General features: G+C 70.1%; 23 protein-coding genes and 1 pseudogene. 11 read left to right on the top strand and 13 right to left on the bottom strand.

Annotated elements, in window-relative coordinates; all coding sequences use genetic code 11:
* Positions 1 to 1,047, bottom strand: coding sequence for a sugar ABC transporter permease (locus ABZU74_RS27060; RefSeq protein WP_355429338.1), 1,047 nt, complete (start codon positions 1,045 to 1,047; stop codon positions 1 to 3).
* Between the two features lie 71 nt (positions 1,048 to 1,118).
* On the bottom strand, positions 1,119 to 2,465 hold the full coding sequence (locus ABZU74_RS27055) for an ABC transporter substrate-binding protein (protein ID WP_355429336.1): 1,347 nt from the start codon (positions 2,463 to 2,465) through the stop codon (positions 1,119 to 1,121).
* 250 nt (positions 2,466 to 2,715) lie between these two features.
* On the opposite strand from ABZU74_RS27055, the gene ABZU74_RS27050 reads away from it, so the two are divergent.
* The gene (locus ABZU74_RS27050; protein WP_355429333.1) at positions 2,716 to 3,489 is read left to right on the top strand and encodes a peptidoglycan DD-metalloendopeptidase family protein; all 774 of its coding nucleotides are present in this window, start codon (positions 2,716 to 2,718) and stop codon (positions 3,487 to 3,489) included.
* Positions 3,490 to 3,534: 45 nt separating this feature from the next.
* On the opposite strand, the gene ABZU74_RS27045 is transcribed toward ABZU74_RS27050, so the two are convergent.
* The 5 genes from ABZU74_RS27045 to ABZU74_RS27025 form a co-directional block, all read right to left on the bottom strand.
* Positions 3,535 to 4,026, bottom strand: a complete 492-nt coding sequence (locus ABZU74_RS27045) for a TspO/MBR family protein (RefSeq protein ID WP_355429331.1) — start codon at positions 4,024 to 4,026, stop codon at positions 3,535 to 3,537.
* 171 nt (positions 4,027 to 4,197) lie between these two features.
* Positions 4,198 to 4,341, bottom strand: coding sequence for a GPGG-motif small membrane protein (locus tag ABZU74_RS27040; RefSeq protein ID WP_007464364.1), 144 nt, complete (start codon positions 4,339 to 4,341; stop codon positions 4,198 to 4,200).
* Positions 4,332 to 5,108 carry a metallophosphoesterase gene (locus tag ABZU74_RS27035; protein WP_355429328.1) on the bottom strand — a complete coding sequence of 259 codons (777 nt, stop codon included), beginning with the start codon at positions 5,106 to 5,108 and terminating at the stop codon, positions 4,332 to 4,334. The genes ABZU74_RS27040 and ABZU74_RS27035 overlap by 10 nt, the downstream gene beginning before the upstream one ends.
* Positions 5,109 to 5,118: 10 nt before the next feature.
* A complete protein-coding gene (locus ABZU74_RS27030; protein WP_355429325.1) occupies positions 5,119 to 5,394 on the bottom strand; it encodes a hypothetical protein in 276 nt (91 codons plus the stop codon).
* The gene (locus ABZU74_RS27025; protein ID WP_355429322.1) at positions 5,391 to 6,038 is read right to left on the bottom strand and encodes a nucleotidyltransferase; all 648 of its coding nucleotides are present in this window, start codon (positions 6,036 to 6,038) and stop codon (positions 5,391 to 5,393) included. Before ABZU74_RS27025 ends, ABZU74_RS27030 begins: the two co-directional genes overlap by 4 nt.
* Before the next feature lie 119 nt (positions 6,039 to 6,157).
* Here ABZU74_RS27025 and ABZU74_RS27020 point away from each other — a divergent pair, with 119 nt between their 5' ends.
* Entirely contained in the window at positions 6,158 to 6,817 is a 660-nt protein-coding gene (locus ABZU74_RS27020; RefSeq protein WP_355429412.1) for a thymidylate kinase, read from the top strand.
* On the opposite strand, the gene ABZU74_RS27015 is transcribed toward ABZU74_RS27020, so the two are convergent.
* The gene (locus ABZU74_RS27015) at positions 6,802 to 7,494 is read right to left on the bottom strand and encodes an SDR family NAD(P)-dependent oxidoreductase (RefSeq protein WP_355429319.1); all 693 of its coding nucleotides are present in this window, start codon (positions 7,492 to 7,494) and stop codon (positions 6,802 to 6,804) included. The genes ABZU74_RS27020 and ABZU74_RS27015 overlap by 16 nt on opposite strands.
* On the opposite strand from ABZU74_RS27015, the pseudogene ABZU74_RS27010 reads away from it, so the two are divergent.
* From ABZU74_RS27010 to ABZU74_RS26990, 5 genes and pseudogenes are all read left to right on the top strand, one after another.
* A pseudogene (locus ABZU74_RS27010) lies at positions 7,493 to 7,849 on the top strand (NAD-dependent epimerase/dehydratase family protein); the annotation flags it as partial. The gene ABZU74_RS27015 and the pseudogene ABZU74_RS27010 overlap by 2 nt on opposite strands.
* A gap of 244 nt (positions 7,850 to 8,093) precedes the next feature.
* The gene (locus ABZU74_RS27005; protein WP_355429421.1) at positions 8,094 to 8,420 is read left to right on the top strand and encodes a hypothetical protein; all 327 of its coding nucleotides are present in this window, start codon (positions 8,094 to 8,096) and stop codon (positions 8,418 to 8,420) included.
* A 75-nt stretch (positions 8,421 to 8,495) separates the two neighbouring features.
* Positions 8,496 to 9,410: a MurR/RpiR family transcriptional regulator gene (locus tag ABZU74_RS27000; RefSeq protein WP_196919430.1), complete on the top strand. Its 915-nt coding sequence runs from the start codon at positions 8,496 to 8,498 to the stop codon at positions 9,408 to 9,410.
* Entirely contained in the window at positions 9,407 to 10,348 is a 942-nt protein-coding gene (gene murQ, locus ABZU74_RS26995) for an N-acetylmuramic acid 6-phosphate etherase (RefSeq protein ID WP_355429316.1), read from the top strand. Before ABZU74_RS27000 ends, murQ begins: the two co-directional genes overlap by 4 nt.
* A 378-nt stretch (positions 10,349 to 10,726) precedes the next feature.
* A complete protein-coding gene (locus ABZU74_RS26990) occupies positions 10,727 to 11,716 on the top strand; it encodes a sigma-70 family RNA polymerase sigma factor (RefSeq protein WP_196919428.1) in 990 nt (329 codons plus the stop codon).
* 72 nt (positions 11,717 to 11,788) lie between these two features.
* Here the strand turns inward: ABZU74_RS26990 and ABZU74_RS26985 are convergent, their stop codons facing one another.
* Positions 11,789 to 12,766, bottom strand: a complete 978-nt coding sequence (locus ABZU74_RS26985; RefSeq protein ID WP_355429314.1) for an NlpC/P60 family protein — start codon at positions 12,764 to 12,766, stop codon at positions 11,789 to 11,791.
* 500 nt (positions 12,767 to 13,266) lie between these two features.
* On the opposite strand from ABZU74_RS26985, the gene ABZU74_RS26980 reads away from it, so the two are divergent.
* Positions 13,267 to 13,788, top strand: a complete 522-nt coding sequence (locus ABZU74_RS26980; RefSeq protein WP_355429311.1) for a DUF6232 family protein — start codon at positions 13,267 to 13,269, stop codon at positions 13,786 to 13,788.
* A 43-nt stretch (positions 13,789 to 13,831) separates the two neighbouring features.
* Here ABZU74_RS26980 and ABZU74_RS26975 read toward each other — a convergent pair whose 3' ends face one another.
* Positions 13,832 to 14,161 carry a DUF3817 domain-containing protein gene (locus tag ABZU74_RS26975; RefSeq protein ID WP_355429308.1) on the bottom strand — a complete coding sequence of 110 codons (330 nt, stop codon included), beginning with the start codon at positions 14,159 to 14,161 and terminating at the stop codon, positions 13,832 to 13,834.
* Positions 14,162 to 14,186: 25 nt separating this feature from the next.
* Positions 14,187 to 14,609 carry a hypothetical protein gene (locus ABZU74_RS26970; protein WP_355429306.1) on the bottom strand — a complete coding sequence of 141 codons (423 nt, stop codon included), beginning with the start codon at positions 14,607 to 14,609 and terminating at the stop codon, positions 14,187 to 14,189.
* 130 nt (positions 14,610 to 14,739) lie between these two features.
* Between ABZU74_RS26970 and ABZU74_RS26965 the strand changes: the two genes are divergently transcribed.
* Genes ABZU74_RS26965 through ABZU74_RS26955 form a run of 3 tightly spaced genes read left to right on the top strand, consistent with a single transcriptional unit; the run spans position 14,740 to position 16,009 of the window.
* Positions 14,740 to 15,081, top strand: a complete 342-nt coding sequence (locus tag ABZU74_RS26965) for a DUF6158 family protein (protein WP_355429409.1) — start codon at positions 14,740 to 14,742, stop codon at positions 15,079 to 15,081.
* Positions 15,081 to 15,413, top strand: coding sequence for a hypothetical protein (locus ABZU74_RS26960; protein ID WP_355429303.1), 333 nt, complete (start codon positions 15,081 to 15,083; stop codon positions 15,411 to 15,413). Before ABZU74_RS26965 ends, ABZU74_RS26960 begins: the two co-directional genes overlap by 1 nt.
* Before the next feature lie 53 nt (positions 15,414 to 15,466).
* Positions 15,467 to 16,009 carry a DUF1360 domain-containing protein gene (locus tag ABZU74_RS26955; RefSeq protein ID WP_355429300.1) on the top strand — a complete coding sequence of 181 codons (543 nt, stop codon included), beginning with the start codon at positions 15,467 to 15,469 and terminating at the stop codon, positions 16,007 to 16,009.
* 58 nt (positions 16,010 to 16,067) lie between these two features.
* Here the strand turns inward: ABZU74_RS26955 and ABZU74_RS26950 are convergent, their stop codons facing one another.
* Both ABZU74_RS26950 and ABZU74_RS26945 read right to left on the bottom strand, forming a co-directional pair.
* Complete coding sequence (locus ABZU74_RS26950) at positions 16,068 to 16,262, bottom strand: hypothetical protein (RefSeq protein ID WP_091405645.1); 195 nt, start codon at positions 16,260 to 16,262, stop codon at positions 16,068 to 16,070.
* 23 nt (positions 16,263 to 16,285) lie between these two features.
* Positions 16,286 to 16,510 (bottom strand): hypothetical protein, encoded by a 225-nt coding sequence (locus ABZU74_RS26945; RefSeq protein WP_355429297.1) that lies wholly within the window; start codon positions 16,508 to 16,510, stop codon positions 16,286 to 16,288.
* Between the last annotated feature and the right edge of the window lie 465 nt (positions 16,511 to 16,975).

The following is a 16,975-nucleotide window of genomic DNA, read 5'->3' as shown; positions in this document are numbered from 1 at the left end:
TCAGCCCTCCCGCTGTTGACGGAGGTTACGGATCTGGTAGATCACGACCGGGATGACCAGGATGAAGAGGAAGACCGCGAGCGCGGAGCCCCGCCCGTTCTCGCCGTACCGGAACGCCTGGTTGTACATCTCGTTGGCGATCACGCTGGTGTCGTAGTTGCCGTTCGTCGAGGTCCGGACGATGTCGAAGACCTTGAGCGTGGCGATCGTGAGGGTCACCATCACGACGATCAACGCGGGTCGGATGCTCGGCATGGTGATCTGCCAGAACATCTGCCACGGGCTGACGCCGTCGAGCCGGGCGGCTTCGACGATGTCGCCGGGGATCGCCTTGATCGCGGCGGAGAGCACCACCATGGCGAAGCCGGCCTGGATCCAGATCATGATGACGATCAGCAGCAGCGTGTTCAGTGGTGATTCGAGAAGCCACTGCTTGGGCTCACCGCCCAGGCTGACCACGATCTGGTTGAGCAGGCCGATCTGGTCGCCGTCACCCCGGTAGGCGTAGACGAACTTCCAGATGATGCTGGCGCCGACGAAGGAGATGGCCATCGGCAGGAAGATCAGTGACTTGGCCACCGACTCGAACCGGGCCTTGTCCACCAGTACGGCGTAGATCAGGCCGAAGCCGGTCGCCACCAGCGGGACCAGGAGCACCCAGACCAGGGTGTTGATCAGGACCCGGACGATGGAGTCGTCGGAGAACATCCAGCCGAAGTTGTCCAGCCCCACCCACTCCGTGCTGGTCCTGTTCATCAGGGAGAGCAGCATGGTGCGGATGGCCGGCACGACCAGACCGATGACGAGCAGCAGCAGCGTCGGCAGCAGGAAGAAGAACGCGAAGATCCCTTCCCGTTGCTTGGGCCGACGGGGCAGCGGGGCCCCGCTCGCGGGGGCGGCGACGAGCTGCGCCTCCCGTCGCCGGGCGAACCAGGCCGGCACCACGTCGAGCAGCAGTAGGAGACCACCCACCACCAGCACGAAGGCGACCAGCCCGTACATCAGCATGAGGAGCTTCGGCTGCTCATCGGCGAAGTCGAACTCCATCAACCCTCCCTTCCGGGTCCACCTCGGCCGGTGGCCCGGCCCGCGTCAGCGGACCGGGCCACCGCCGGGGATCACTTAGGCCAGCTGCTCTCGATGCCCTGGAGCACCGGGGCGGTCGCCTTGCCGTTCAGCCACTCGACCATGCCCTTCCAGAACGTTCCCGCGCCGACGCCGGCCGGCATCAGGTCGGATCCGTCGAAGCGGAAGGTGCCCGTCTTGTCCTGCAGGATCTGGACGGAGAGCTTGTCGATCGGGCTGGCGACGTTGGCGATGTCCAGCTTGTTGTTCGCCGTGACCCAGTTACCGAGCTTGGCCCGGCTGTTCACGTACTCCGCCGAGGCGAGGTAGGTCTGCACCGCCTGGACCTCGGGACGGTCGGCGTAGGCGACGACGAACTCGCCCGCGCCCAGCACCGGCTTGCCCTTGGCCGGGTCGATGGTCGGGAAGTAGAAGGCGAACGCGTCGCCGTCCTCGGCCACCTTGGTGCCCTCGGGGAACTGGTTGGCGTAGAACGACGCCTGTCGGTGCATCGCGCACTTGCCGGTGGTCACCGGCAGGCCCGCCTCCTGGAAGGCGGTGGTGGTGATGCTCTTGACGCCGCCGAAGCCGCCGTTGACGTACTTCTCGTTCTTGAGGATGCTGCCGGCGCGGTCGACCGCGTCGACGATCTTCGGGTCGTTGAACGGGATGCCGTGGGTGGTCCACTGGTCGTAGACCTCGGGGCCCTGCGTACGCAGGATCACGTCCTCGATCCAGTCGGTGGCCGGCCAACCGGTGGCGTCACCGGACTCGACGCCGACGCACCACGGCTTCATGCCGCTGGCGGCGATCTTGTCGCTCAGGGCGATGAGCTGGTCCCAGGTGGTCGGAACCTCCCAGCCCTTCTCCTTGAACGTCTTCGGCGAGTACCAGACGAAGGACTTCACGTTGGCACCGAGCGGCACGCCGTAGAGCGTCCCGTTCACGGTGCCGTACTTCAGCCAGTCGGCCGGCATGTTCTGCTCGGCGAGGGCCTTGGTGTCGGCGCTGAGCGACTTCAGCTTGCCGGCGTCCGCGAATCGCTTCACCAGGCCCGGCTGGGGCACGAAGGCGATGTCGGGGGCGTTGCCGCCGTCGACCCGGACGGGGAGCTGCGCCTCGAACTCGCCGCTGCCCTCGTAGTCGATCTCGATGCCGGTGCACTCGGTGAACTGCGACCAGGACCGCTCCAGCAGGTCGGCCTCGGCGTCACGGATGGACGCGTAGATGGAGACCTTCTTGCCGTCGTGGCCCTCGTACTTGTCGTATGCGGCGCACTCCGCGGAGCCCGCTTTGTTGCTCTTCTTGTCGTCGCCGGTACCGCAGGCGGTGGCGCTGAGCGCCAGCCCGAGTACGCCGGCGATCACGAAGGCCTGGCGTGGTCTGGTAAAGACCGCCATGCCGTCCTCCTTCCTAGCCGGCGCGGTCGTGCTGGTGACCCGTCGCCGGTCCGATTGGGCGTGCACACATGTAAGCGCTTGCATCCGGCGCGGTCCACCCCCTGTCAGACACGAGCGAGTAACAATCCGGAAACCTGCGGGCTGCCTGGTGGGCGCGCTCCCGGGACGCGCTGGGGACTCTTTCGAAGATTGACGATATCTGTCAGGCTGGGCCTACCACATCGAAGGTTTTCGACATAGGAGGAGCTGTATGCGAAAGCGGTGGATCAGCCTGCTGGTGACGGGTCTCTTCGTCGGGGGAGCGCTGGTGCCGGCGACCCCGGCGATGGCCGCGCCGACCTTCAAGGTGCCGTTCCCGTGCGGCCAGTCCTGGTCCGGGCAGACCCGGTCGGACCACAGCCCGGCGTACGCAGTCGACTTCAACCGCACCGACGACCTCGGCGACCCGGTGGTCGCCAGCGCCCCCGGCACTGTCGACCGGGTGACCGACCTCGGCGGCACCAGCTACGGCAAGTACGTCCGAATCGACCACGGGGGCGGATACAGCACCTACTACGCCCACCTCAACGGCTTCAACGTCTCGGTCGGCCAGACCGTCGGGTACGGCAAGGTGCTCGGGTGGGTCGGCAGCACCGGGGGATCGACCGGCCCCCACCTGCACTACGAGCAGCGCCTCAACGGCGCCGACATCCAGGTCCGCTTCAACGGCACCCTCGCGCTGTACTGGGGCACCAAGAGCTACACCAGCAACAACGGGTGCTCCTCCGGCAGCGGCAACGGCACTGTCGACACCAGCGGCACGCCGCTGACCGTCCGCTCCGGCCCCGGCACCGGGTACGCCGCGGTGGGCACCGTCGCCGACGGCACCCGGGTGACCATCGCCTGCCAGACCAGCGGCACCACTGTCACCGGCACGTACGGCACCAGCTCGATCTGGGACCGGATCGGCTCCGGCCGCTTCATCGCCGACGCGTACGTGTACACCGGTTCCGACGGCTACATCCCCGGCGTACCCCGCTGCTGACCCGGCCACGGTCCCCGGCGGCCACCGTCGTCGGGGACCGGTCGGTCAGTTCAGCTGCCAGATCGACAGGTTCAGCGCGGCGGCGAAGGTGACCCAGGCCCAGTACGGCAGCATCAGCGCCGCCGCCACCCGGGACACCCGGGCGAACAGCACCACGGTCAGGCCGATCGCCAGCCACATCAGCACGATCTCGGCGAACGCCAGCCCGTACTTCCCCGCGCCGAAGAAGAGCGGGGTCCAGATCGCGTTGAGCACCAGTTGGGCGGTCCACGCCCAGAGGGCGGGGGAGAAGCCGACCCGCCGCCACACCAGCCAGCCGGCCACCGCGATCAGCGCGTAGAGCAGCGACCAGACCGGCCCGAACAGCCACGACGGCGGGGCCCAGCCGGGCTGCCGCAGGCTCGCGTACTCGTCGGTGGTGCCCTGCACACCCAGTCCGCCGATCGCGGCCGCGACAACCACCGCCGCCGCGAAGCCGGCGAGGGCCCACCACGCCCGCCGCCCGGAGGTCGCGGGCGTGTCCTGAGATCTCTCCATGGTCGAGATATTTCCTCTCCGGGTCGGCTCACACGGTGGGGCGGGAGGGCGGTGCCGGCCCGGCCACCCACAAAAAAGCGCCGGGATCGCCACGGCCGGTGCTTCTGTCGGGAGGACGAAGCTCCGGTCGCGGCGACCCCGGCGGGTCCCGGTGTTACTGCGATACGAGCGCTAATTGAAGATGCTGACACCACCCGGGCCGACCAACAGCCCGACGACGATGAGGACGATGCCCCACAGGATCTGCCGGCGGAACAGCGCGAGGATGCCGGCGACCACGAGTACGACTGCGAGAATCCAGAGAATCAGCTCCATGACCTCTGACTACCCGACTGGCCGAGCGGGGAAACCTGGTCGGTGTCGAGTTGATCGCCAACGTGAAAGACGCTGTACGCCTGCTTGATCACCGGGTGCGCGACGTTGCGGACGCGTACCCCGCCGGGGGTCGTGCCGCGCTCGGTGCCGGCGTGCGCGTGCCCGTGCACGGCCAGCGCCGTGGGCGCCGAGTCGATCGCCTGCCCCAACTGGTACGACCCGAGGAACGGGTAGATCTCCAACGGTTCGCCGGCCAGTGTGTCCGGCACCGGGGAATAGTGGGTGAGCGCGACGAGCATGTCGCAGTCCAGCGAGCGCAGCGCCGCACCGAGACGGTCCGCGCTGTCGGTGGTGGTCCGTACGAAGGCCTTCATCTCCGGCTCGCCGAAGTCACTCGCGCACCGCCCGGCGAACCCGCCGCCGAAGCCCTTCACGCCGGCGATGCCGAGCCGGCCACCCGCGCAGTCCAGCACGACGCCGTTGCCCTCCAGCACGGTGATGCCCGCGTCCTCCAGCACCTTGACCACCTGTGGCACCTGGTCACACTGGTGGTCGTGGTTGCCGAGCACGGTCACCACAGGTACGGCCAACCCACCGAACTCCTCTGCCACACAGCGCGCCTCGGCCTCGGTGCCGTGCCGGGTCAGGTCCCCGGCCAGCAGCAGCACGTCGGCGCACTCCGGCAGCTCCTCCAACGCCGGTCGGAACCGGCCGACCACGTCCTCGTCCAGATGCACGTCGCCCACAGCGGCAATCCGGATCACCATGGAACCTCCCTCAGGGCAGTTGCTCGATCTCCGTGGGCGCCTCGGTGCGGATCACCCCGATGTCGCTGGTGATCGGCACGTCCGGGAACCGCTCGGACACCCGACGCAGGATCTCCTCCCGCCGGTGCGTGCTCTCCACCTCGCCGTAGAGCACGAGGGCGCGTTCCCGTCGAACCACTGTGATCCCCTGTTCGGCGACGGCCGGGTCCTCGACGAGCAGCCGTTGGATCTCCGCCTCGACGTACTCGTCCGGTGGCCCGGCGTCGATGTCGCGATGGTGGGTCACGATGTCCCCTCTCCTGGCTGGGGGCCGGCGGTGGGCACCACCTCCAGCCGATCCAGCAGCACCAGGAACGCCTCGGCGTACGGCGAGTGCTGCGTCTCCTTGCGTACCCGTTCCCAGTCGATCTGCTCCCGCAGCGAGCGGGCCAGCGGCAGACCGCGGGCGAAGTCGCAGTAGTGCTGGGAGAAGCTGAGCAGTTTGTGCACCATCAACTGGGTGGCGGACAGCACCGGCATGTGGATCGCGTCGACCGGCCGGACGACCGTGTCGGCGAACGTCTCCTCGGTCACCGGCGTCTCGATCGGCCGGTGGATCAGGTCCACCATCCGGCCGTCGTCGAAGACCTTCACCAGCCAGTCCTCCGGGGGGCGCTCGGAGACGAAGCCGGCGGCCACCAGCGCCTCCAGCGCCTGGTCGACGTCGGCCTCCCGGATCAGGAAGTCGACGTCGTGATCACTCGAGTGGCCCCCGTGGGCGTAGACGGCGAAGCTGCCGCCCAGGGCGAACGGAATCTCGGACTGCTTGAGCACGGCGGCGACCTTCTTGAGGGTGTGCACCAGACTCTCGTCCCCGCGCTCAGCCATCTGGTTCCTCCGTCGTCGTGTTGGTGGACCGGCGGTTGGATTTCGAACTCCGGTACCCGGCATTCCGGTCGCCCACACCTGCTGGTGTCGCGGTCGGGCGTCAACAGGGATGAACCATGACAAACCTCACGGAGCAGGTGCGTGGGTCGGATAACCTGTGGAGAGTGGCCAGATCATCGGGGATGCGACGACGCAAGGCCCGATTGCGCACCGTCGCCCTGATCGGCATCGACGGTTCGGGCAAAACCACTCAGGCACACCGGCTGGCCGACGCGCTGACCGCCGCCGGACGCCCCGCCAGCTACCGCCGCAACGCCAGTGGCCGGCGCTGGCTCGGCCAGCTCGCCCACCGCCTCGGCCGACCGGACGCGCAACGGCTCGTCGGGCGCGACGGCGTGTTGGCCGTGGAGTCGGTGCTGCGGTGGCTGGCCATCGCCATCGCCCTGCTCAGCTGTCTGCTCACCGGCCGGACGGCGGTGATGGACCGCTACTCGGCCTGCCAGTACGCGAGCATCCGGGCACACGGCGGGCAGCGCTGGGAGCGGCTCGCCCGGGCCGGCTACCGGCTGTTCCCGACGCCGCAGGTGACCTTCCTGCTCGCCGTCGACCCGGCGGAGGCGTACCGGCGCATCGAGGAACGCGGCACCGACCACGAGACGATGGGATGGCTCACCGCCGCCGACACCGCCTATCGAGCGCTACCCGAGTACCCCAGCTTCGTGCTGGTGGACGCGGGTCGCCCGGCCGAGGAGGTGACCGAACAGATCCAGGCGCACCTGGAGACCTGGCTGCCACCGGCCGGGGACGAGGCCGGCCCGATGGTGGCTCAGGCCCGCCCGTAGACCGGAACGGTGGCCCCGCTGGTCGGGGCGGAGTCGGCCGACGCCAAGAACCGGATCACCGGCGCGATCTCTTCCGGCGTCACCCAGCGGGAGTGGTCCGCGTCGGGCTGGGCCGCCCGGTTCGCCGGGGTGTCGATGACGCTGGGCAGCACTGTGTTGCAGCGCACGTGCTGCGACCGGTACTCCACAGCGACAGCGTTGGCGAAGGCCAGCACCGCCGCCTTCGCCGTCGAGTAGCCAGCCGCGCCGCGGAACGGGGAGACCGCCGCGCGGGCCGAGACGCAGACCACCGCGCCGCCGCCGGAAGCCACCAGGTGCGGCAGCGCGCCCTGGGTCACCAGGTAGGTCGGCCGCAGGTTGACGGTGAGCATCCGCTCGAACTCCTCGACCGGCGTCTCGTGCACCAGCCCGCCGCTGGCGTACCCCCCGACGAGGTTGACCACCGCGCGCAGCGGCGCCCCCGGTTCGCCGGCGGCGACCTCGACCGCCTGTGCCGCGCCCGTCGGCTCGCCCAGGTCCGCGACCACCCGGACCAGTCCGGCCGCCGCCGGCTCCGACCCGGGTCGGGCCTTCCGCTCCGGTACGACCACCCGCCAGCCCGCCTCGACGAACGCGGTGACGACCGCCCCGCCGAGCCCGCCGGAACCTCCGGTCACCAACACGCTGCGCTCTGCCATGCCCCTCACGCTAGTGCCCCGGCCCCCTCCGCCCCCGCCCCCTGCCCCCACCGCGCCTCGTCCGTCGATCGTGAAGTTGTTGCCGCGACGCGCCGAGGTGAGTGACAACAACTTCATGATCGCGGTCTGCCGTGGGCAGAGTGGTTGGTTCGTGCGGCTGTTGCGGGCGCAGGATCGGTGCATGCGGATCCTCATTCTTGGTGGCACCCGGTTCCTTGGCCGGGCGACGGCCCGCCTCGCCAGCGAGCAGGATCACGAGGTGACCTGCGCGGCCCGGGGCGTGTCCGGCGCGGTGCCGGCCGGGGCGCGGTTCGTGGCGGTCGACCGCGATGACCCGGAGGCCCTCGTCCCGCTTGCCGACGAGGGTTTCGACGCCGTGGTCGACGTGACCCGCCAGGTGAGCCATGCCCGGCACGCGCTCGCCGCGCTCGCCGACCACGTCGGCCACTGGTCGTTCGTCTCGACGATCTCGGTGTACGCGGACGACACCACCCCGGGCCAGACCGCGGCGGACGCGCCGATCCTGCCCCCGGCGCCGCCGGACGTGGACGGTCCGATCGGCCCGGATAACCGCTGGTACGGCGAGTGCAAGGTGAGCAGTGGCCGGGGTGGCCGCCGGCCTGGGCGTCGTCGACCCGGTCCTCACCTGGGTCGATCAGGAGTTTCTGCTGTCCCACGACGTACGCGAGTGGTCGGGGGAGCGGGCGCTGCCGCTCTGGGTGCGACTGCCGGAGACCGGTGGCCTGATGGACCGGGAGGTCCGACCGGCCCTGGACGCCGGTCTGACGGTCCGTCCGCTGGCCGACACCGTTCGGGCGACCGCGTCGTGGATGACCGCGCATCCGGCGGCCGTCCGGCAAGGTGGACTCGACCCGGCGGATGAGGCGGCGATCCTGGGGAAGTGGCAGGCTGTGCGGGACCGGTGATCCCGGCGATCGAAGTTTCCCCCACCTCGGACAGTCATGGTTGACGCTCACGCTTGGTGAAAGTAAGTTTCATCCGTGGCGAAGAGTGCGAAGATTTCTGCGAGTCACGAGCCCGGTGGGCTGATCGTCCACATCAGCGGGCTGTTGCCGTCGCTGTCGCCCGCCGAGCAGCGGGTCGCCCGGTTGGTGGTCTCCGACCCGGCTGCCGCCGCCCGTCGGACAATCACCGACCTCGCCACCGCAGCCGAGACGTCCGAGGCGACAGTCATCCGCTTCTGCCGTTCGGTGGGCATGGACGGTTACCCTCAACTGCGCATTCGCCTGGCCGCCGAGGCCGCCCGCCGGATCGAACCACCGGACGCCCGAGTGGTCGGCGGTGACATCCCACCCGGTGCCGACCTCGCCCAGATCATCGCCACCATCGCGTTCAACGACGCCCGCGCCGTCGAGGAGACTGCCGAGCAACTCGACCCGGCGGTCTGCGAGCAGGTGGTCGAGGCCATCGGCGGTGCCGGCCGGATCGACATCTACGGCGCCGGCGCCAGCGGGTTCGTCGCCTCGGACTTCCAGCAGAAGCTGCACCGCATCGGCCGGATCGCCTTCTACTTCCCGGACGTTCACACCGCGCTGACCTCGGCCGCCCTGCTGGGCCGGGGAGACGTGGCGATCGGCATCTCGCACACCGGCACCACCTCCGACGTGATCGAGGTGCTGGAGCAGGCCCGTACCCGGGGTGCCGCGACCGTTGCGCTGACCAACTTCCCGCGCTCGCCGATCACCGACGTGGCGGACTTCGTGCTGACCACGGCAGCCCGGGAGACCACCTACCGCTCCGGTGCGACGGCCAGCCGACTGGCCCAGCTCACCGTGGTCGACTGCCTCTTCGTCGGGGTGGCGGCCCGCAACCGGGCCCGGGCCCGCAAGGCGCTGGAGGCGACCGCCGAGGCGGTCCAGTCGCACCGGGTGGGTGCCAACCGGAGGCGGGCATGACGGCCGGTGCGGAGATGCCCGCACCGCCCGCTCGCCCGACGGTCCGGGTGGGCGCACCCACCGAACGGCGTAACCCGCTCAGCGTCGACCTGGACCTGATGTCGACCCGGGACGTGCTCACCGTGATCAACGAGGCGGACCGGCGGGTTCCTGCGGCGGTCGCCGCGGTGCTCGACGAGATCGCCACCACCGTCGACCTGGCGGTCGCTGCCCTTCGCGGCGGCCACCGGGTGCACTACTTCGGGGCCGGCACCTCCGGCCGGCTGGGCGTCCTCGACGCGGCCGAGCTGGCCCCCACCTTCAACTCGCCCCGACACTGGTTCTGCGCGCACCTCGCCGGAGGTCCAGACGCCATGTGGCGGGCCGTGGAGGACGCCGAGGACGATGACCGGGGTGGCGCGGTCGAAGCGGCCAGTTGCGTACGGGCCGGCGACCTGGTGGTTGGTCTGGCGGCCAGCGGACGCACCCCGTACGTCCTCGGGGCGCTCGCCGCAGCCCGCGCCAAGGGCGCCTCGACGGTGCTGCTCTGCGCCAATCCGGAGGCGGAGGCCGCCCGGTCGGTCGACGTGTTCATCGGGGTGGACACCGGACCCGAGGTGGTCACCGGGTCGACCCGGATGAAGGCGGGCACCGCACAGAAGTTGGTGCTGAACACGTTCTCGACCGCCGTCATGGTGCGCCTGGGTCGGGTCTACTCGAACCTCATGATCGATATGGTGGCCACCAACGCGAAACTCCGCGGACGAATGATCTCGATTCTGGTCGAGGCCACCGGCTGCTCGGAGGAGATCTCCCAGCGGGCCCTCACCGAGGCCGACGGAGACCTGAAGACGGCGTTGGTCTCCCTCGTCTCGGGCGCCGAGATCGACGCCGCCCGAGCCGCGCTGGCCCGCTCGGCCGACCAGGTCCGCGGCGCCCTCGCCCTACTCGCCACGTAGCGCCACACGCCCCCGGGAAGCGAACGGGGCCTCGGATTGTTCATCTGGCCGGGGGGTAATAACACCCCCGTGGATGAACCGACCGGTCCATCAGTGCGTATCTGGCAGTGACCAGGATCGCATCACGGTGGTGACCCGGGTCGCTGTGCCCCCACGGCGGGCGGTGTTGCCATGGTGCGGTAACCCGTACGTGGTGCCCAGTGGCGAGCCACCCGATGGGGTGCTGACAGCAAACATGGACCGTGCTCTCAGCTACTACTCAGGCATTCGTGACACTTTCGACTCACGACGAGGAATCCCCGACACGTCTCATCTGTTGTGTAGGTGTCAGCACCGATGGGCACAGCAGAAGTTACCAGGGGCTGACCGGTGTGGGGAATGGCAAGGAACCGGGCAACCGGCGCGAGCGAGGGGACCGTGGGCAACGTGGACAAGAACATCGGCATGCGAACCGACGAGGTTGCCGAGGAGCGCGACCTGGTCGGCGTCTACCTGCACGAGATCTCCCGGACGCCACTGCTGGACGCCGCCAAGGAGGTCGATCTCTCCAAGGCGATCGAGGCCGGCCTCTACGCCGAGCACCTGCTCGGTGAGGAAGCCGTTCCCGCCGGTGTCGACCGGGCCGACCTGGAGTGGCTGGTCGTCGAGGGAGAGCGGGCGAAGGACCTCTTCATCCGCGCCAACCTCCGACTGGTCGTGTCGATCGCCCGACGCTACGTGCGCTCGGGGATGCCCATGCTGGACCTGATTCAGGAGGGCAACACCGGCCTGGTCCGGGCGGTCGAGAAGTTCGACTACGAGCGCGGCTACAAGTTCTCCACCTATGCCACCTGGTGGATCCGGCAGGCGATCAGCCGGGCGATCGCCCAGCAGGAGCGCACCGTCCGTCTGCCGGTGCACCTGGTGGAGGACGTCAACCGGATGCGCAACGTGGCTCGGCAGCTGACCCGTGAGTTGGGCAGCGACCCGGAGCCGGAGCAGATCGCTACCGCCCTCGGCGTCACCGTCGAGCGGGTGAACGAGCTGCGCCGCTGGTCGCAGGACACCGTTTCGCTGGACACCCCGGTGGGCGACGACGGCGACACGAACCTCGGTGACCTGGTCGCCGACAGTGACGCGCCGTCGCCGGAGGACATCGTCCTCAGCGGCCTGGAGCGGCAGCGCATCGAGGGGCTGCTCAACCACCTCGACGACCGATCCGCCGGCATCATGCGGGCCCGCTACGGGCTGGAGGACGGCCGGGAGCACTCGCTCACCGAGGTCGCGTCCCGGTTCTCGCTGTCCCGCGAGCGGATCCGGCAGCTGGAGATCCAGGCCCTCGGCCGGCTCCGTGAGCTGGCCCGGGCAGAGGGGCTGCAGGCAGCCTGACCTGGTAGTAATGACGGCGAACGGCCGGCGTCCGATAGGGGGACGCCGGCCGTTCGCCTATGCCGGTCGCGGTTAGCGAACCCGGCCGTAACCCTGGATCGACATCATGTTCATGCCGCGCTTGAGCACGTTGCGACCGGCGCTGGGCGCGTCGATGACCTGACCGTCGCCCACGTAGAGGGCGACGTGCCCGAGCCCGCTGTAGAAGACCAGGTCGCCGGGGCGTAGGTCGCCCCGCCCGATGTGGGCGACAGCACTCCACTGCATCCGGGCGCTGTGCGGCAGCGACTTGCCGGCCGCCCGCCAGGCCGCCAGGGTCAGCCCGGAACAGTCGTAGCCGTCCGGCCCGTCGGCCGCCCACTTGTACGGCTTGCCGATCGCGCCGAACGCGTAGCGCACGGCCGTGCCGGCGGCACCGGCCACGGCCGGCACGTTCTTGGCTTCGCTCGCCGCCGCGATGGGCGCGGGACGCTCGGTGGCGGCCCCGTATGCCTGCCGGCGCAGCTCGTACAGCTTGGCCAGATCCTGCTCGATCTGCTTCTTACCCGCGGCGAGCTGACGAGCCTGCGCGGCCTGCCGGGTCAGGGTCGCACCCAGACGGGCCTTCTCGTCGAGCAGCCGCTGCTGGTCGGCCGTGAAGCCGGAGATGCGCTCCTGCCGCTGGCGGGTCAACTGCTCGATCGTTCCGAGCCGGTCCAGCAGCGCGGCCGAGCCGCCGGGACGCAGCAGGGCGTCCGCGGTGCGCAGGCCGCCACTCTTGTACGCGGTGGAGGCAAGCTCGGCCACGTCGGCCCGGCTCTGCTCGACCTGCTGTTCGAGCGGGCCGATGCGGGTCTGTAATCGGGCCACGGCGGCCTCGTTTGTCTTGATCTCCTCACGCAGTTTGTTGTACGACTCGACGACCCGCTCCAGCTCGGCCGAGGACGTCTCGATCCGGCGGGTCAGGTCGGCGGGGGACGGCTCGGCCTGGGCCGCCGCCGTCGGGGCGATCAGCGCGGCCGACATGCCGACCAGCGCCACGGTGCGCAGCAGATTTCTCAGGGATGACAAGAGCGGAAGGCCCCTCTCCCACGGCCGTCGGGGCTGCTGACGCCCTCGACGACACCGGCCGGGGCCATCCGGGCGGACGGCACTGGGCCGGACCGGCTCGCCCAACCTAACCCGGGACGGTTGTCGCTCGCAGTTGAAGCAGGGGCGAAAGTTGGGAGAGTTGCGGGTCGTGCCCCTGGGCTGAGTGGCGTCATCGTGGCGGATGACGCCTGTGCGCGAGTGAAACTTCGACCGCTTAGCGCCCTGTTGACGGATATACGACTTTCGTCGTTCCGGGCGTATGACGCCGGATTCCTGGCCGCCATAACCGATAAAACCTGAAATGGATGCTGTTTCTCGGCGATGTCACCCGGTCGTGGCGAGCTGTCGGGAGCCGGTAAATGCCCAGGTCCACTGGCGGCGCCACAACACAATGAAGTCGGAAGCCGGGAATCCCGTCGACAGGGGGCGATGCCTCACCTGCGGGTTCACTCGGCCAACCGTCCCCTGCGGGAGGAACCGTGAATCGTGAAGGCGCACAGACGCGACCGCCGCGAACGGTGCCGGGCGCCCGGTCGACCCTGCTGTACGCGCGGCCCGGCATCATCGTGACAGTCGACCGCTTCACCGTCGGTCGGACCAGCTACCGGGTCGCCGACCTGACCCATCTGCGTACCACCCGGGGCCCGCACGACCGGATCGCCGTCCGGGCCGTCGTCATCACCGCCAGCATGCTCGGCGGGGTGGGAGTGCTCCTCGGCTTCACCGGCGGTCTGCAACGCCTCACCGCCGAGGCGTACCTGATCCTCGGCGCGGTGTTCCTGCTCCCGGCCGCTCTCGCCCTGGTCGGCGATCGCTGGCGCCCACCGCCCCACGAGTTGTGGGGGTGGTACCGAGGATCGGAGGTGCTGCTGTTCAGCGCCGACGACGAACGGCAGTTCGGCCAGGTCACCCGGTCGCTGCTGCGGGCCCGGGAGGTCAACCGCTACGGCGGTTGGGTCGACCCGCTCGCCTCGGCGGACCCGTGGCGGCCCAACCGCTGACCCGAGCGGCGGTGGACCGGCCCCACATCGGCCCACCGTTCGCTCAGCGGGCGACCGGCTCCGGAGCCCGCTCCTGCTGCGGCGCGGCCAGCCAGGCGCTGACCCGTCGCTCGGCGTAGAACGAGACGAACGGCACGGTGCCGGCCAGCATCACCAGCAGCATCCGCTTCAGCGGCCAGTCCGCTCGGCGGCTCAGGTCGAACGCGGCAACCAGGTAGATCATGTAGAGGAAGCCGTGCGCTGGCCCCACCGTCTCCACCACGGTCGGGTTGTCGAACGCGTACTTCAGAGGCATGCCGATCACGACCAGCAGGATCAGCACCACGCCCACGATCCAGGCGATCACGCGGTACCGGGTAAGGGCAGCGCCCACCTTCGTCCGTCCTTCCGAGCCCGGCTCAGCCGGGATAGTCACCGGGCCGGGCGCCCGGATTGGCGTTCAACCATGACAGGTAGTGGTTGTAGGCGACCAGGTCGGTGTCCTCGACGACATCGCCGGTGGCCGGCACCCGTGACACCCGCACCGGTCGACGGACCGCCGGTCGGGATCCGGTGGTGACCGCCGGCTCCGGCTCGACGGCCGGATCCGCGGGCGGCGCATCGGCCTCCTCCGCCCTGCGGCGGGCCAGCTTCACCTCACGCCACCACACGTAGACCACGAAGCCGGCGAAGATCGGCCACTCGACCGCGTACCCCCAGCTCAGGCTGTTGCCGGCGGCGGCCCGGCTGATCTGCCACCAGCCCAGCCCGAGGAAGCCCACGACCAGCACGACCATGGCCACGTGGCGCGCGATCCACGCCGGGGTCCAGAGCCGCCTCATGGCATCGAGCGTACCGGGGGGCCGCCGGTCTCCGACACCGTGTCGTAGATGTCGCCTCGCCGGCGTGGTTTGGCATCACCACGCCTGGGCAATCGTCTAGACGCCAGCCCAAACGAGATCAAGGGGGGCGATCATGACCGGATCGGTACGAGAGGACGACTTCGCGTCGAGCGGCAGCGCGGATATGAGCCCGGAGCAGCGGGTGCCCGAGTGGGGCGGCGATGAGCTCGCCGACCCGGCCGGCGGGCCCGGTCTCGACGGCGATCTGCCCGGCGTCGACCCGACGGAGCTGACCGACGAGGACCTGATCCGCGAGATGCACAGCCTGCACCGCACCCGCCTGGACACCCTGCGGCACGCGGCGGACTCCGCACTCGCCAACCATTTGCGGCGCACGGCGGAGCTGGAGACCGAGTACCTGGCCCGCCACCCGGGGCGCGAGGTCGATCCCAGCCGCCTGCGGGACGCCTGATGCCGGCGCGCGCCGTGCGCGGCATGTCCGCGCCACCCGAGGTGGTCTTCAGCACCGCCACCGACCCCCACCGGGCGTCGGCCTGGTTGCCCGAGCCACTGCGCGGCGACGGCAGCCCCGCCGCCGAGATCAGTGGTGAGGAACTGCGCGCCCGCTGGGGCGACGCCGACGACTGGTCCGCCGAGATCCGGGTCGAGCCGGCGGATTCGGGCGGGGCCCGGATCCAGCTCGACCTGGCCGACGGGTCGGGCGGACCCGGCCCGGACCAGCTGGCTGACGAGGCGCTCACCAACCTGGCACGTGAGGTCGCCGACAACCTCCAGGCCGGCTGAGCCGGCCACGCGGGACGCCGGTCCCGCACCACCACGACATGTGAGGAGATCGGGTGAGCGACACTGGCCTGCGACACAAGGCGGCCCGGCTGCGCCGGGCGTACGCGCCGCACGAGCACCGGCCGCTCGGCGGCTACCTGGTGGCGATGGGCGCCTACGCCGGAGTGACCGGAGCTCTCGCCGGCCTGGTCAAGGTGACAGGTCGACCGGTGCCGGAGCGTCCCGCCCCGTCCGACGTGGTGCTGCTCTCCATCGCCACGCACAAGCTGAGCCGGTTGCTGTCCAAGGACGCGGTGACCAGCCCGTTGCGGGCGCCGTTCACCCGCTACGACCGACCGATCGGCAGCGGCGAGGTGATGGAGCAGGTACGCGACTCGGGCAGCCCTACCCGGCACGCCATCGGTGAATTGCTGAGCTGCCCGTTCTGCCTGGCGGTCTGGGTGGCCACCGGGCTGACCGGTGGGCTGGTGCTCGCGCCCCGGCTCACCCGCCTGGTGGCCACCGCGCTGACGGCGGTTGCCGCGTCCGACTTCCTCCAGATGGCGTACGCGACGGCGCAGCAGGCCGCCGAGGGTGGGCACCACGACGACGACTGACAAGCAGGACGCGAAAAGGGGGGCCGGCAGACGCCGGCCCCCCTTTTTCGCGTACCTCTCAGCGCTGCATGCCGGACCAACCGTGCGGCGACTCCGGCTCCCGTTCGTCCTCGTCCGCCCCGGTGATGATGTCCCGATCCACCGCCGTGCGGTCGTGCTCGTTGGCGAAGTCCGGCTCCGGCGTGGTGTCCCTGCCCTTCGGGGGCTGACCCAGCGCCGGCACCTTCTCGTCGTGGTCCTCGTGGTGCGTCATGTCGGTGTCCCTTCTGCGGTCGCTCAACCGATGGAACCGCCCAGCAGGTCGCTGGCCTCGTCCACCGCGTACTCACCCTCGGGCAGCGCGTCGATGCGGGCGAGCAGGTCCGGCGGTAGCTCGGCGGCCACCGCCCGGCGATAGATATCCGCCTGGGTGACCCGCTCCTGCGCCCGGAAGATGTCGTCGAGCAGGTCGTCGAGGGCCTGGGTGTCGGGCTCGCCGGCCAGGGATGCGTCGTCGGTCACGTCGATCAGCTACCCGGGGCGGAATCGGTCAAACGTCACGCCAGGTGGGCCGGCCACGCCTGCGGTCAATGGCACTTCGACCAGCCTTTGCTCTGCACCCGCCCATGCACCGGTTACGGAGCGTAGGCGTCGCGTGGGCGGGTGCAGAGCAAAGGGAGTTGGGGTGGAGCGAGGGGTGGCTGTCGCGGCCGTCGCGGCCCCTGGCGGCCCGTCGCGGCAGCCGTCGCGGCCGGGCCGGGCCAGATGGGGCGGGGTCAGCGAGGCACAGACAGCGCCGCCCCCGGCCTTGTGGGCCGGGGGCGGCGCTGGTGTCGGTGTGCAGGTCGCCTCTCGGCGAGTGGCACTACGCGGCTCCAGCCGAACGGTATTCCGCGAAGGCTATTTAGGTGAGGCCCGGGGACACTGGACACACCGACACCCCAGTCAACGAGCCGACCCCCGCTCGTGTTCCGTGCGCCGCGGTGT

Origin of the sequence: Micromonospora sp. NPDC005171, from assembly GCF_040608575.1 — a bacterium.
In the GTDB taxonomy this organism is placed as follows: Bacteria; Actinomycetota; Actinomycetes; order Mycobacteriales; family Micromonosporaceae; genus Micromonospora.
Note: the sequence above shows the minus strand (reverse complement) of the source record. Positions and strands in the feature narration are given on the sequence as shown.